The organism is Cnuella takakiae (genome assembly GCF_001953305.1).
In the GTDB taxonomy this organism is placed as follows: Bacteria; Bacteroidota; Bacteroidia; order Chitinophagales; family Chitinophagaceae; genus Flavisolibacter; species Flavisolibacter takakiae.
The window spans coordinates 4919597-4934556 of the sequence record NZ_MTFE01000010.1; the positions used below are offsets into that span (position 1 = coordinate 4919597).

The 14960-nt window shown below is 52.1% G+C and carries 9 protein-coding genes; 3 read left to right on the top strand and 6 right to left on the bottom strand.

Features of this window, described 5'->3' with window-relative positions:
- Window position 1: 1 nt before the first annotated feature.
- A complete protein-coding gene (locus BUE76_RS21120; protein WP_073044182.1) occupies window positions 2-439 on the bottom strand; it encodes a single-stranded DNA-binding protein in 438 nt (145 codons plus the stop codon).
- A 361-nt stretch (window positions 440-800) separates the two neighbouring features.
- Window positions 801-1892: an A/G-specific adenine glycosylase gene (mutY, locus tag BUE76_RS21125; RefSeq protein WP_245798374.1), complete on the bottom strand. Its 1092-nt coding sequence runs from the start codon at window positions 1890-1892 to the stop codon at window positions 801-803.
- Between the two features lie 106 nt (window positions 1893-1998).
- Here mutY and BUE76_RS21130 point away from each other — a divergent pair, with 106 nt between their 5' ends.
- The 3 genes from BUE76_RS21130 (at window position 1999) to BUE76_RS21140 (ending at window position 5259) form a co-directional block, all read left to right on the top strand.
- On the top strand, window positions 1999-2292 hold the full coding sequence (locus BUE76_RS21130; RefSeq protein WP_073044180.1) for an HU family DNA-binding protein: 294 nt from the start codon (window positions 1999-2001) through the stop codon (window positions 2290-2292).
- A gap of 205 nt (window positions 2293-2497) precedes the next feature.
- On the top strand, window positions 2498-3379 hold the full coding sequence (locus BUE76_RS21135) for a tetratricopeptide repeat protein (RefSeq protein WP_245798373.1): 882 nt from the start codon (window positions 2498-2500) through the stop codon (window positions 3377-3379).
- Between the two features lie 326 nt (window positions 3380-3705).
- Window positions 3706-5259, top strand: a complete 1554-nt coding sequence (locus BUE76_RS21140; RefSeq protein WP_073044178.1) for an Rne/Rng family ribonuclease — start codon at window positions 3706-3708, stop codon at window positions 5257-5259.
- 209 nt (window positions 5260-5468) lie between these two features.
- Here the strand turns inward: BUE76_RS21140 and BUE76_RS21145 are convergent, their stop codons facing one another.
- The 4 genes from BUE76_RS21145 to BUE76_RS21160 form a co-directional block, all read right to left on the bottom strand.
- Entirely contained in the window at window positions 5469-6974 is a 1506-nt protein-coding gene (locus BUE76_RS21145; RefSeq protein ID WP_073044176.1) for a RagB/SusD family nutrient uptake outer membrane protein, read from the bottom strand.
- Window positions 6975-6992: 18 nt separating this feature from the next.
- A complete protein-coding gene (locus tag BUE76_RS21150; RefSeq protein WP_073044174.1) occupies window positions 6993-9998 on the bottom strand; it encodes a SusC/RagA family TonB-linked outer membrane protein in 3006 nt (1001 codons plus the stop codon).
- Between the two features lie 266 nt (window positions 9999-10264).
- Window positions 10265-11692 carry a RagB/SusD family nutrient uptake outer membrane protein gene (locus BUE76_RS21155; RefSeq protein WP_073044172.1) on the bottom strand — a complete coding sequence of 476 codons (1428 nt, stop codon included), beginning with the start codon at window positions 11690-11692 and terminating at the stop codon, window positions 10265-10267.
- Window positions 11693-11710: 18 nt separating this feature from the next.
- Complete coding sequence (locus tag BUE76_RS21160) at window positions 11711-14677, bottom strand: SusC/RagA family TonB-linked outer membrane protein (RefSeq protein WP_073044170.1); 2967 nt, start codon at window positions 14675-14677, stop codon at window positions 11711-11713.
- Between the last annotated feature and the right edge of the window lie 283 nt (window positions 14678-14960).

Genomic DNA, 14960 nt, shown 5'->3' on the forward strand with positions numbered 1-14960 from the left:
GTCAAAAAGGTATGTCGGGTGTAGGCTCCGGAATGGGCGCATCGGAGGAGGACATACCTTCCAGGCCACCTTCATGCGGCAGGGAGCCATGCTGGCCGCTGCCGTCGTGGCGCTTGTCCAGCATAATCAGGTTGTCACCTACTACTTCGGTGGCAAACTTCCGGTTGCCGTCCTTGTCTTCCCAGCTTCGGGTGCGCAGGCGGCCTTCAATGTACACCAAGCTGCCTTTATGCAGGTATTTGTGCGCCAGTTCGGCCAGGCCCCGCCACAATACCACGGTATGCCATTCGGTTTGCGATACCAGTTTGCCGCTGCGGTCCTTGAAAGTTTCGGTAGTCGCCAGCGGGAACTTCGCCACACCGATATTGCCCTCTAAAAATTGAATATCCGGATCCTTTCCCAAGTTGCCTATAAGCATCACACGGTTAACGCCTCGCATAAGATTCTGTTTATTCGGTAAGTGGAACGTTCGTCGAACAAATCGGCTTTCCTAAGTTAGAAAAGATTATCAAAAAAAGGGCCATTAACCCCTTTGTGTTTACGCCGGAATGCGGCGCCGGATAACCCCCGCCAGAATTAAGAAACCCGTTCTGATTTGTCGTTCATCCCATTCCGTGACAGCTGCAACTAATCATGGATCAACCTTTTACTAAAACTGCATTTCACCAACGCTTGGCTCGGTAAAACTGGTCTTGCGGGTAACCAAGCCTGCTGCATTGGCTGCACCGCGTCAATTGTGGCGCAGCCCGTAAAACTTTTTCGGGTGCACTACAGCGTGCCTGATATCGTCATGCAAAAGATCACAGTTCAGCGAGCACATATTCTTTAATGGCTTTTGGAAACGGGAAATTTTCCAGTGCAGCTTTATCTGCCCATTGCAATTGGGGCAGCTCAATTGTATGGTTTAGGGCCAACCGTTCAAAAGAAAGGTGTACCAGTTGGTGTGTCAGTCTTTGTTTGACCACATAACGGGTACCAACCCGCTGGTAGCTTTCGGGCGATAGCCCCCAGGCATGTTCCAGTTCGGCGGCTACCAATTGCCAGCTGGCGGGTTCCGGGGTTTCTATAAGCAAAAACTCAAAAAGGTCCAGCCAGATATCTTTTGCCTGACGCTGCCGCACCGCCACCTTTCCTTCGTGCTCCAGCACCAGGTAAAAAAAGAAGCGGTCCGACACCTGCAACTGCTTTTCCTTAATGGGCAGCGCCAGCTGTCTGCCGGTTTGAAAGGCCACACAATCGTCGGCAAAAAAACAGGTACTGCACTCGGGCAGGGGCTTACACACCGTAGCGCCAAAATCCATGATGCCCTGGTTGTAAGCGGCGGCCTTCCCATCAGGCAATTGCGCCTGCGCCAGGGTAGTAAATAAGTTTTTCCCTACGGCGCTATCGGTAGGTGTTCCGATGCCATGTATGCGGCTGAGCACCCGGTATACATTGCCATCCAGCACGGCATGGTGCAGGTTGTAGGCAAATGAGGCAATGGCCGCGGCAGTATAGGGTCCCACGCCTTTCAAGGCCAGGATATCTTCATATTTATTGGGAAAAATGCCATCCAGCTCATAGGCAATATAGCGGGCTGTTGCCAGCAGGTTGCGGCAGCGGCTGTAGTAGCCAAGCCCTTCCCACAGCTTAAACACTTCCTGGTCGGGTGCATCGGCAAGCTGGCGGATGGTGGGGTAGGCAGCAATGAATTTTTCAAAATAGGGCAGCCCCTGCTCCACGCGGGTTTGCTGGAGCATGATCTCGGAAAGCCAGATCTTATACGGGTCTTTTTCACCCTTCCAGGGCATCTGCCGCTTATTGTCGTGGCTGTTCCAGGCCAGGAGTTCCTGTCCAAACCGGTACCCTCTTTCCAGCAGCTGAGCATTATCCATTACCGTTTCTTTCTTCATAGCCAACGGCGGTTTAAACAGTTCAGCCGATAATATTGTTGTATTGTATTGACAATCACTTATTTTAGTTTTATATTGCTTTCATCAAAAAAACGTAAACCCGATTATGAGAAAAGCAGACCTGGTCAATCAGATATCCGAAAAGACAGGCATTCCCAAGGTGGACGTACTCGTTACCCTTGAGTCAATGTTCAAGGAGATCAAGGACTCTCTTTCCAAGGGCGAAAACATTTACATCCGGGGCTTTGGCTCTTTCGTTACCAAGAAGCGTGCTGCCAAAATCGGACGCAACATTAAGAAAAACGTAGCCGTGCACATCCCCGAGCACCACATCCCTGCTTTCAAACCCGCCAAGGAGTTTGTAGCTGAGATCAAGAAAGTTAGTGCCGTACAGGACTAAGCCCCCAGTTGCTGCCGTGCAAAAAATTATTGATTACTGATTATTGATTATTGCGTTTACACTTCACCTGTAGCCAATAATCAATAATCCAATAATTAATAATCCGCATTCCTATTCCCGCTACTTTCCCCGTCAATATTTAGCCAATTCTCCTGTTGCAGGCTTCCGAGCCCTGCTGGCTGCTATCTTTGCCAAAATTTTTTTCGTGAACAAAAGCCAGTGGATTACAGCCGGCGCCGCCCTCCTGCTTACCCTAGGATTGTACGCCGCTACACAGGATTCTATTTTTGGGGCCAATAAGCTCTCGCACGAAGGCCACGACCATGCAGCCGAAGCGGCGGCTCCTGCTGCTGCCGGCGGTGCTGCCGAAGCGCTTTCAACCGATACCGTGCTGGCCCGTGCCCGTCAAACCCTTAGCCCTGACCGTGCTGCCCGCATCGCCATGCTGGAGCAAAGCATTACCCGCGGCGATGTACAGGAGCAAAAAATTCACCTCTATCACCAGCTCTCCCGCTTCTGGTACGACACCGGTCGTGTGTTTGAACCTTATGCTTTTTATAAGGCAGAAGAAGCCCGGTTGGAAAATTCAGAAAATTCCCTCACCTTTGCTGCCCATTTGTTTTTAAACAACCTGCGCGCCGAAGAGGATCCTGCTCTCAAGCAATGGAAAGCCCTCCAGGCCCGCGACCTGTTTGAACGTTCTTTGAAACTGAACCCGGCAAACGACTCCTCCGAAGTAGGATTGGGTGCAACCCTCCTCTACGGTGGCATCGGCGCCACCCCCATGGAAGGCATTGGCCGCATCCGCAAGGTGGTAGAACGCAATGCCAACAATGTGTATGCCCAGCTAACCCTGGGTCATGCATCGCTGGTATCGGGTCAGATGGATAAAGCTATTGAACGCTTCCAGAACGTGTGGAAACAAGATCCCAAGAACCTGGAAGCCGTACTTTCGCTGGCCGATGTATATGAACGGAAAGGTGATAAAGCCAATGCCATTGTATGGTACAAGCAAAGCCTACCGCTGATACCGGCTCCTGAATTAAAGACAGAAGTGGCACAAAGAATTGCTGAACTGAGCAAATAATAAATTGGTAATCTTAAACTGTTAACAGAATATGCCTTGTGGTAAAAAAAGAAAGCGTCATAAGATCGCTACGCATAAGCGTAAAAAGAGATTGAGAAAGAACCGTCATAAGAAGAAGAAATAAGACAGGTTCTTCACAGCATACCGGAAGCCCGCAAAGCTTCCGGTATCCTTTTTTCTGCTAATAGGCGCGAGTGCGTGCCATTGCAAACCTGCCCCCATTATTTGCTCCCGCCAACCAACCTCATTCTGGTTCCTGCAGCAACGCGGCACCGTCGCATACCCATTAGCGCCCACAAGTTGTACGTTCGTAAAGGTGGAGTAATGTGAACAAAGAACTAATTATCAATGCGGCCACGCATGGCGTGGATATCGCATTACTGGAAGACAAGAAGCTCGTAGAACTGCACACAGAGAAAAACGATGCCCGCTTTGCCGTGGGTGATCTGTATTTGGGCAAGGTTAAGAAACTCATTCCCGGACTGAACGCAGCATTTGTAGATGTAGGCTTTGAGAAAGATGCCTTTCTGCACTATACCGACCTCAGCCCCTATGCCCGCTCCCTGCTCAAATTCACCCAGATGGCTATCAGCGATAAAACGCCGGGTGGAATGGATTTTTCGCAGTTCCAGGTAGAAGCCGAGATCATCAAGACCGGCAAGATCAACGAAGTACTCAACGGCAAGCCCAACATCCTGGTACAGATCCTCAAGGAACCCATTGCGGCCAAAGGCCCGCGACTGAGTTGCGAGATCTCCCTGCCGGGTCGTTTTGTAGTGCTCACGCCTTTTAACGACATCGTTGCCGTTTCGCGCAAGATCCACTCTTCGGAAGAGCGCAAGCGCCTGCAACGTATTGTTGAAAGCATCAAGGGTAAAAACTTTGGCGTCATTGTGCGCACCGCCGCCGAAGGCAAGAACACCGCCGAACTACACGAAGACCTTACCGAATTGCAGAACACCTGGAAGGTGATCCAGCAAAACCTGCATGGCGCCAACCCGCCCCACAAAATCCTCAGCGAGCAAACCAAGACCACCAGCATGCTGCGTGACCTGCTCAATGCCGATTTCAACAAAATTGTGGTGAACGATAAGACCATCTATGCCGATGCCAAGGCTTATATCCAGCGCATCGCACCCGAAAAGGCAGAAATTGTGCAACTGCACAACAACCCGCTGCCCATTTTCGACCAGTATGGTATTACCAAGCAGGTAAAAGGATCTTTCGGCAAAACGGTCAACCTCAACTCCGGCGCCTACCTCATTATTGAGCACACCGAAGCCCTCCACGTGATCGACGTGAACAGCGGTTACAAAAGTGTAAGCAATAACCAGGAGCAAAACGCACTGGAAACCAACCTGGAGGCAGCCGAAGAAATCGCCCGCCAGCTCCGTTTGCGCGATATCGGCGGTATCATCGTGGTGGACTTCATCGATATGAAGCTGCCCGACAATAAAAAGAAATTAATGGAGGCCATGGAAGGCTTTATGCGTGGCGACCGTGCCAAGCATGCCGTGCTGCCCATCTCCAAGTTCGGACTCATGCAGATCACCCGTCAGCGCATGAAGCCCGAAATGAACATCAACACCCAGGAAGTATGTCCTTCCTGTAACGGTACCGGAAAAATTTCTTCTACCCTTATCCTGGAAGACGAGATTGAAAAGAACCTGGGCTACCTCTTTACCCACAAGCACAGCAACCTCACCATCGTGGTGCACCCCATTGTGTACGCCTATCTTACCAAGGGCTGGCTGTGGAACTCGAAAGTGGCCAAATGGAAACGTAAGTACAAACAGGCCATCACCGTTAAATCGGACAATAACTACATGCTTACCGAATTCCGTTTTTACGATGCGAATGGGGAAGAGATTAAAATGTAGCTGTTAGCCTTTAGCTGTTGGCTGCTAGCATCTGGCTTCTGCTTCTGGCCAAGTTTATAAAGTAAAATGCCTCCTGAACGGGAGGCATTTTACTTATACGAACATCTAAGCGGGTTTCATTTCCTAAAAAAAGTACCAGAATCAATTGACTAATAACCAAAAGCTGTATTCACTAACCGCCAACAGCTAAGAGCCAATAGCTTCTCCCGTCAATACCCCGGATTCTGCTGCTGGCTGGCATTTGCCCGTACAACAGTTTCAGGAATGGGGAGCGCCCATTCCCTTGCGGTAGGCTCCAGCGTACAATCACCAGAGGGCGAAAGATCGGTGCCACAAACCTGGCCCCGCTGAATAGTACGGGTAGTACGTTTCAGGTCAAAAAAGCGATGCCCCTCGGCTATAAGTTCCCTTCTTCTTTCGTTGGCAATAGCATCCAGCAATGCCTGCCCACTCAGGTTTTCAGCAACATAACCAGCAATGCGGTTGGCACGCAGTGTATTCAAATCCTGCATGGCCGGACCTGCCTGCCCACTTCTTGCCAGGGCCTCTGACCTGATCAGGTACATTTCTCCGGTACGGAGTACGGGAAAATTGGCGTTGCCATCCGAAACATTTGCGCCCTTACCGCGGTACTTGGTGATGGCCAAGCCCCGCGAGTTGTTGTCGCTGATGGGTGAGAAGTAGGCAGTATAGCGCACATCATTGTTGCGGATCAGTCCTGTAGTTCCAAGCGTATCGGCTACTTCGGGTGCCGGGCGGAAATAACTGCGCCTGTTGGTAGCAAAGTAAGTGAGAAAGGTAGGTCCGCTTTGCCCCGACTCAAACTGCACGTTCCAGATGATCTCACCGGCATTGGTTTCATTGTACATACCAGCAAATGCGGCAGGGTTGGTTACCCCATTTACCAGCGGCCGCAGGTTAATGGCATTAGTAGCGGCAGTAGCTGCTTCCGCCCATTGCCCTGCGTACAGATTGGTACGAGCCTGTATGGCATACACCCCAGCCAGGTCTATATAAGGCCGGGTTAAAGCCCCGGCAGGATTGATCGGCTGGTCCACATCGGCCAGCAGGGTCGCTGCCTGGCCCAGGTCGGCAAACAGGTTATCATAAAAATCCTTGTTTGTCATCCGGGGCGGCTGCACCGCATTGGGGGAAGGCAGTACAAACTCCTCTACATAAGCCACTGCAGGCGTGGTGCCGTTCCGGTCGTAGTTGATGGCAAAATACCGGAACAGGTCGAAATGCGCCTGCGCCCTGATGGCCAGTGCCTGTCCTTTGAGGCGGTTGGCCCGGCCCTGGTTGGCAGTGGTGGTATACTTGTCTATATCACGAAGCACCAGGTTGGCATTGGCTATAACCGCATACGGCACCGAGTAAAAAGAACTTACCTGGCCGGTATTCTGGTTATAGGTCCAGTCGGCCATGGTGCGCGAGTTGGCCAGCGTGGAGCGGGTTTCATACAGGTTGTCGCTCATCACATCGGGCATCATCGACCAGCCGCCGCCGGTACCGCTACCCGAACCATAATAGTTGGCATCGCGAAAACGGGCATAAGCACCCAACAGCACCTGCTCTACCTGGTCGATATTGGCTGGGCTTTGCAGGCCTTCCAGTGTAAACTCGGGTTCCAGTTCCAGCACATCGTCCTTGGTACAGGCCTGCATGGTGGCCAGTGCGGCAAGGCCCAACACAGCAATTTTTATTGTACGTAGCATAACAATTCTTCTTTTTAATTAAAAGCCTAACGAGAGACCAAGAGTGGTTTGCACCAGTGCAGGGTACTGCGCTCCTACCAGCGAGGTGCCGGCAATTTCGGGATCAAAGCTCCGGTACTTGGTAGCCGTCCACCAGTTCTGGCCCTGCACAAACACCCTTGCCGTGCGCAGTTTGGCCTTACTAATAATGTTTCCGGGCAGGGTATAGCTCAGCGTCACGTTGCGCAGGCGCCAGAAGCTGGCATCTTCCAGGAAGCGGGTAGTGTTGGATTGATAAGGATTCACCGGCGCACCGGTAGCCGCAACGGCGCCCGACCCAGGCCTTGGGATATTGGTGATATCACCCGGCTGGCGCCATTCGCGCAACATCTCGGCGGCCATATTGTCGAAATAATAAGTAGGGTTGGCCACGTTGTTCAGCTCGTTGTTGTACACCTGGCGGTCCAAAAAGAAGTTGAGTTGCGCACTCAGCTCCAGGCCCTTGTACCCTACCGAAGTAGAGATGCCACCAAACCAGGGCGCATCGGGCGTACCAACATAAATGCGGTCGTTGACACTAAACACTGGCGTAGCCACCTTGTCGCGGGAATAATACAATGCATTACCGGTAGCGGGATCCACACCAGCATAATCAACCAGGAACAGGGCATTGATGGGATGACCTTCGGCAAGGAAAGTAGTGCCACTGGTAGCAATGGAGTCCTGCGGCAGGTCAACAATCCGGTTGCGGTTGTAGGTGATATTACCCTGGAGGTTCCAGTTGAAGTTGCGGGTTTTAACCACATCGCCACGCAGCATCAGTTCCACACCCCGGTTGCGCACCTGTCCAAAATTGCTGGGAAACTGGGTATAGCCATTGCCTGAAGGGTCGCGGGGAACATCGTAGAACAAACCACCCCGGTCTTTACCGCCGGTAAGCCGGTCGTAAAATTCAACGGTACCGTTCAACCTGCGGTTGAGGATGGTAAAGTCAAGACCCAGGTTGATGGTGCGCTGTTGCTCCCAGGTATAATCAAGGTTGCCCGGCTGGCCCACACCCTGTCCCGCACCCCAGCCCGTTACACCGGCATAAGAAACGCGGCCAAAAGTTGGAATGGGAAAATCACCGGCAGGCGGCGAGGTTTGGTTACCCGTGGTACCAATGCTGGCACGGATGCGCAGGTCGTCGAAAAACTCCTGCTTTTCCATAAATGCCTCCTCGGTGGGCACCCAGGTAAAACCAACCGAACCAAAATTGGCAAAACGGCGGTTTACACCAAAACGGGAAGAACCATCGCGGCGGCCGACGAGGGTAACATAATACCGGTCGCCATAGCCATAGTTGATAATGGAAAAGTAAGACAACAGGCCATTGGCAGTACCATTACCACCCACTACGGGTATATAGTTGGGATTGGTGGCACTGCCCGGTGTAATACCGGATTCATTGGTAAAGCCATTGGTAAGGCCATAACCGGTAAAGCCCAGGTTGCGGAACTGGCTTTTTACCACTTCGTAAAAAATACCGGCATCCAGGTCGTGCTCGCCAAAGGTGCGTTTGAAGTTGAGCGAGGTAGTACCGGTATAACGGAACGTACGGTCATAGGTCCGGTTGAGGATACCCTGGCGGGCAATACCTACCGATGTACGGGGGCTGGTAAAGTTGGAACCTTCGTTCTGGGTATAATCTACGCCCCAGTTAGAGCGGGCCGATAAACCGGAAAGAAAAGGAAACTGGAACTCCACGTAGGAAGTGGCAATCCCCTTCAACTGGTTTGTCCAGTTATTATTCAGAAATAATTCCATGGCCGGGTTGGGTTGCCCCGAAGCCAGCGAACCCGTACCGGCGCCACCGGTTTCCTGGTAATCGCCGGTAGTGGGATTGATATCCCGCTCGTAAGGATTGGCCCAGCGAATGGCGTTGAGCGGTGAATTCAGGAAGGTATTGCCTTCGGCGGTGCGGCTGATACGGGAAAAGCCACCCTGCAGGTTGATACCCAACCGGAAATTACCCAAGGTATTATCTGAGTTGATCCGGGCGGTATAGCGCTTGAGGCCTGTAGTTTTTACAATACCCTGCTGGTCCATAAAAGACAGCGAGGCAAACACCCGGCTGTTTTGCGAACCACCCGATGCACTCAGCATATGCTGGTGGGTCATGGCCGTACGGAAGAGGGCATCTTTCCAGTTGAAATTTACATTCCGCAGGCTGTCGGCTTCGGCGGTGCCCCATCCGTACGGATTGCCCCGCTGCAGTTCATAATCAATTTTCTGGCGGCTGTTCATCACCTCCAAACGGTCTTTGGGCAGCTCACTAAATCCTACCTGAGCGTCGTAGTTCAATTGCAGTGCGCCGGCACGGCCCCTGCGTGTAGTGATCACAATCACACCGTTGGAGCCCCTGGAACCGTACTGGGCGGTGGCTGCAGCGTCTTTCAGCACTTCCACCCTTTCAAAATCGCCCTGGTTAAGACTTGAAAAATCGGCGGCCTTGATCTCTATACCATCCAGGATGTAGAGCGGCTCATTACCACCATTGATGGAACCAACACCCCGGATGCGCACCTGGGCCGCTGCACCGGGCTGGCCGCTATTGGCCACTACCGAAATACCAGCTGCCTGTCCCTGCAGTGCCTGGTCGAAAGACCCAAATGGCTGACGCCGCACTTCGCTGGGCGGCACCGAAGCAATGGCACCGGCATATTTTTTCCGCTGTACGGTGGTATAACCCGTTACCACTACCTCACTCAAACTGTTTTCCTGGGGCTGCAACCGCACCGTCAGCGGGCTTGCGGTGGCAGTCACTTCTACGTTGCGAAAGCCTACATAACTGATAACAAGGGTAGCATTGACCGGCGCATTGATGGAAAAACTGCCATCGGCACCCGACACGGTAGATACATTTTCATTCCGCACTTTGATGGTAGCTCCTGCAACCGGCTGGTCGCTGGGGTCTACAACTTTGCCGGTAACGGCATTCTGTGCCCAGAGGGCATGGGCAATCAACAGCATGCCCATTAGCAAGAACAGCTTCACATTTCGCATGGTAATTGGGTTTTCTCAGTTCCTAAAACGCAGATCAGAAAATTGTTCAGAGGGTAGCAGCTTTCTTTCGGTTTATCGGTAGGTATTGGAGGTGGCCGAAAATCAATAGCCGGATAAACCCAAGCTGTATCAGAAGGCAAAGCAACTACTACAAATCAAAGGCCGCAGATGCCAGCACTCTGCACTTTTTTATTTATTCTGTTTATTAACACAAATAAGAAAGCCTCCCGGTTGGGAGGCTTTCTTATTTTTTACAATCAGCAGTACTAATATCCGGGGTTCTGGGTGATGACACCACTGGTGGCATCTACCTCACGTGCAGGAATGGGCATCACCAGGATGTCGGCATTCCAGGCATAAGTACCTACCGATCCACCCAACCTTCGGATGTCGTGGATGCGATGGCCTTCAAAAGCAAGTTCCAACTGCCGTTCGTTCAACACATCGGCCAGTGTTGGATTTACAATGGAAGGCAGGTTGGTACGAATGGGGTTTCTTACCTGTGCCAGGTCCTGTTCGGGGGTGGCTCCTACCGCTGTACCCAGGCGCAGGTTGCATTCGGCGCGGTTGAGGTACATTTCTGCCAGGCGAATCACCGGCAGGTTCTGGCTGAAGGATTTCCATTTGCCCGAATAACGGTTCAGCACACCATTGGCAGGATCGGCAGGACGAGCGCCGGTGCCCAGGTAGTACCACTCCCGCTTGCGCAGGTCGTTATCGTTATACAGGTTGTAAAAGCCATTGCTGATCCGCACATCGGCGCGGCCGATGCCGGGCAGGCTGGCGTAAAAAGTAGCCATACCATCGTTGGACTGGCCGGCATTGTTCTGATCATTTTGCTGGATCTCAAAAATAGATTCAGCGGTGTTCCGGTTGCTGAACACTGCCGCTACCGAAGCGTTGAGGCTGTATTTACCACTGGCAATTACTGCATTGGCAGCATCGCGGGCAGCAGCAAAATTGCCTTGCTGCAGGTACACACGACTCAGGTAGGCCTGGGCGGTGCTGGCATTAAAGCGGGTGCCGTTGCTGGCAGGCAGCTTGCCTACGGCAGCGGTCATATCGGCAAGTACAGCGGCATAAACGGCGGCAACGGTTGCACGGGGCTTGGCGGCCGCGGCGGCTTCATCTTTATTATTGGAAGCAGTGGTTTGAATTACCACACCTGCCTGGCTGTTGTTAGGGGTAGCGCCCCAGGGCAGGGCAAACAAACGAACCAGTTCAAAATGCATCACCCCGCGAATCAGCAGGGCTTCGCCCTCTAGTCGGTTGCGCTCGGCAACGTCGGTAACCTTATCCAGGTTTTGCAATACCAAGTTGGCATTGTTGATGGTGCGGTAAGCCGCAATCCAGGTGCGGGAAGCTTCCGAGTTGTCGCGGGTCATTTGTTTCCGGAAAGCCTGGCGCTGCCCCTGAAAGGTGCCTACCCAGGTGGCATAGCGGGCCGCAGCAGCTGCGCCGGCGTTGAAATCGGAACCCAGCAGGTCGGGCAACAGGAACAGGTTGGTGCCATAAAGCTGGCCCGTACCCATGAGGGAATAACTACCGATCACCAGCTGGTTAACATCATCGGCCGTTTGGATGGCGGTAAGCGCATCGATGCTTTGCTGGGGCGCCACATCCAGCACCTTGGTACAGGCGGTGGAAAGGCTGCCGGCAGTAAGCAGTACTATAGCAAATTGTTTCAATTTCATCTTAAATGCATTTATAGGTTAGAGACCAATGTTTACACCTACAGAAATAGTACGGGCCTGGGGTGGTGTATAAAAGTCGTGGCCCAGGTTGAGGTTGCCTACATAAGTAGTATTTACTTCCGGATCGTAACCTTTGTACTTGGTAAAGGTGAACAGGTTTTGAGCAGCTACATATACCCTTGCCGATTCGATCTTGGCATTGCGCAAAACGTTGCGGGGGATATTGTAACCCAAATTCACGCTTTTAATACGGAGGTAAGAACCATCCTGTACCCAGCGGCTGCTTTTGCCAGCGCCATTACCTGCATACAAACGAGGCTGGGGAATGCTGGTGATATCACCGGGGTTTTTCCAGTAGTTAAGCTGGTCAACAGTCTGGTTATCAAAGTAGTCGCCGTTTACGCTCTGGAAGAAACCGGCTACGTTGTATACATCGTTGCCGCTTACAAACTGGGCCTGTACATCCAGGTCAAATCCTTTGTAAGAGAACCGGTTGTTCCAGCCACCATAAAAGTCTGGGTTGGGATCACCCAATATGGTATCGACGCCCAGGTTGTAATCGTTGGTTGTTTTACCATCGGCAGCCAGGTAGAGCGCATCACCATTTTCGGGGTTAACACCCATATACTTGCGGCCATAAAACTGGCCGTAAGGCTGGCCTACCGCCAGGCGGCCAAGGGTGCGCTGCCCGGGCGTGATGGGGCTCACCAGTCGGGTTACCTCGTTGCGGTAGGTAGAAATATTGAACGAAGAGGTCCAGCGGAAAGCACCACCCTGCAGGATATTGGCATTGAGCACAAACTCAAAGCCCTTGTTGGTCATATCGCCAATGTTTTGGGTAATGGCGGTAAAACCACTGGTAGCAGGCAGCGGGCGGCTCAGCAGCAGGTCCTTGGTGTTCTTGTTGAAATAATCGAGCTCACCGGTGATGCGGTTGTTGAGAAAACCAAAGTCCAAACCAATATCAAACTGGTCTGTGCTTTCCCAACTTAATGCGGGGTCGGCAATCTGGCTGGTGATCAAACCGGCAATATCGGCATAAGGCAGGCTGGTGTACAGGGGCAACGCAGAGAAGTTACCAATCTCAGCGTTACCGGTACGGCCATAGCTGCTGCGCAGTTTCAGGAAAGAAACGGTATTGCTGTTTTTCAGGAAGTTTTCTTCACTCAGCACCCAGCCGGCACTAACGGCAGGGAAGAAACCATAGCGGTTATCCTTACCAAAGCGGCTCGATCCATCGGTACGGGCACTAACACCCACCAGGTAGCGGTCGTTGATCTTGTAGTTGGCACGGGCGAAATAAGAAACAAAGCGAAACTCTGTTTCCGAAGAAGAGCCATTGGAAATAATGGCGGCGTTCTGAATCCGGGTAAAACGGTCGGAAGGAAAGGCGCGGCCTTCAACACTGGCACCACGGCTCAAACCTTTCTGGTATTCGATACCAGCCAGGGCATCGATATTACCACTGCCGCCAACACTTTTATTGTAGTTCAGGGTATTGGTGGTGGTAAAAATGGTGCTGGTCACCTGGTTGTCGAAACTATAACCGGTAGGTGCGCCATCGAGGGTGCGACGGCCCAAAAACTGGCTCTCCTGGAAGTTGGTAAAATCGATACCATTCTGGCTGCGGAAACGCAGGCCCGGTGCAATAGCATACTCCAGGAAGGCGCTGCTGATGGTACGGTAGGTTTTGTTCAGGTTGCGGTTATTGCCTTCCAGCTCAATCAGGTTATTGTAATACAGAGTATTACGGTTGTTGAGGCCATCTGCTGCCTTTAGTGCCTGGATGGGCGGCAGTGCATTCAGCTGGATGGGGTTGGAAAAAGCGTTATCGCTGGGCACACGGTAGTTGTTGCTTTGGCTCAGCGAGATATTGGTACCTACCCTGAACCGCTGCGACAGGTTGTGATCGATATTGATACGGGCAGTACCGCGGGTGAGGCGGTTGCCGATCAGGATACCTTTCTGGTCGTTATAGCTACCGCTGATCAGGAAACGGGTGCGGGCGTCGCCACCCGTTGCAGATGCGGTGTACTGCTGGATCGATCCTTTTTGAAAAGCCTGGTCAGCCCAATTGGTATTGTTGGTGCTGTTCCAGTCGTCGGTACCGGTTTCGAAGGCAAACTCTTCTGCGGCATCATACCCTTCGTTTTCCGCGGCAGCGGTAAACAGCTCGCGGTACTGGGTGGCATTAAGGAACTTGGCTTTGCGGGTAGGTTCGCTCCAGCCATAGTAAGCACCGGCAGATACCTTGGTACGGCCCTGCTTACCACTTTTTGTAGTTACCAGCAGTACACCATTGGAGGCACGGGCACCATAAATGGCAGCGGCGGCAGCGTCTTTCAGCACTTCGATGGATTCAATATCATCGGGGTTGATGGTTGCCAGCGGGTTGTCGGGCTCGGTAGCCGAACCCAGCGACTGGCTTACCACGGGCACACCGTCAATAACCACAAAGGGCTGCTGGCTGGCAGAGATGGAGGAAATACCCCGAACCCTGATGTTCAGGGCCTGGCCCAGTTTACCACTACCGCTGTTGATAAACACACCGGCAGCACGGCCCTGCAGGGCCTGCTCAAAGGAAGGGAGGGGCAGGTTCTCAAAATCGCGGGCAGAAACCTTGGCAACTGAGCTGGTTACATCGCGCTTGAGCTTGGTACCATAACCCACAACCACAACTTCATTCAGCGAGTTGTCGCCGGGTACCAGGCGCACGCTGATGGGGCTGGAAGATGCGGGCACTTCCTGTGGGCGAAAACCAACATAGGAAACCACGAGGGTGACATTCTGCGGAACATTGATGGTGAAATTGCCGTCTGCATTGGTTACGGCGTTGGCGGTTCCGTTTTTAACGGAGATGGTAGCACCGGCAATACCGGTACCCGTTCTTTCTTCAGTAACACGACCGGTCACCGAGATTTGTGCCCAAAGCACCTGTACGGATAATAACAGGGCCATGAGCAACATGGGCTTCAATTTTCTCATGTCGGATGGTTTTAATCTAAATTTAGATTCTTTTAACAGAAGACAACCCAATAAGGATGAGATGCTGCATTGTGTTCCTCTAAGTCAAACAATCATATTTTTAAATATATATTGCCTTACAAGGAATACAGCCCCATTTTATCGCGAAATCCTGCGCAAAAAAACAAAAGCTCCTGACTTTCAGGAGCTTTTATTCAATTTAAATCAACCAACTGAGTTAATCAGGTTTAATCTACCATTTTATCCACCTGCGCCTGTCAAGCTTTTATAATACATTAAAGCT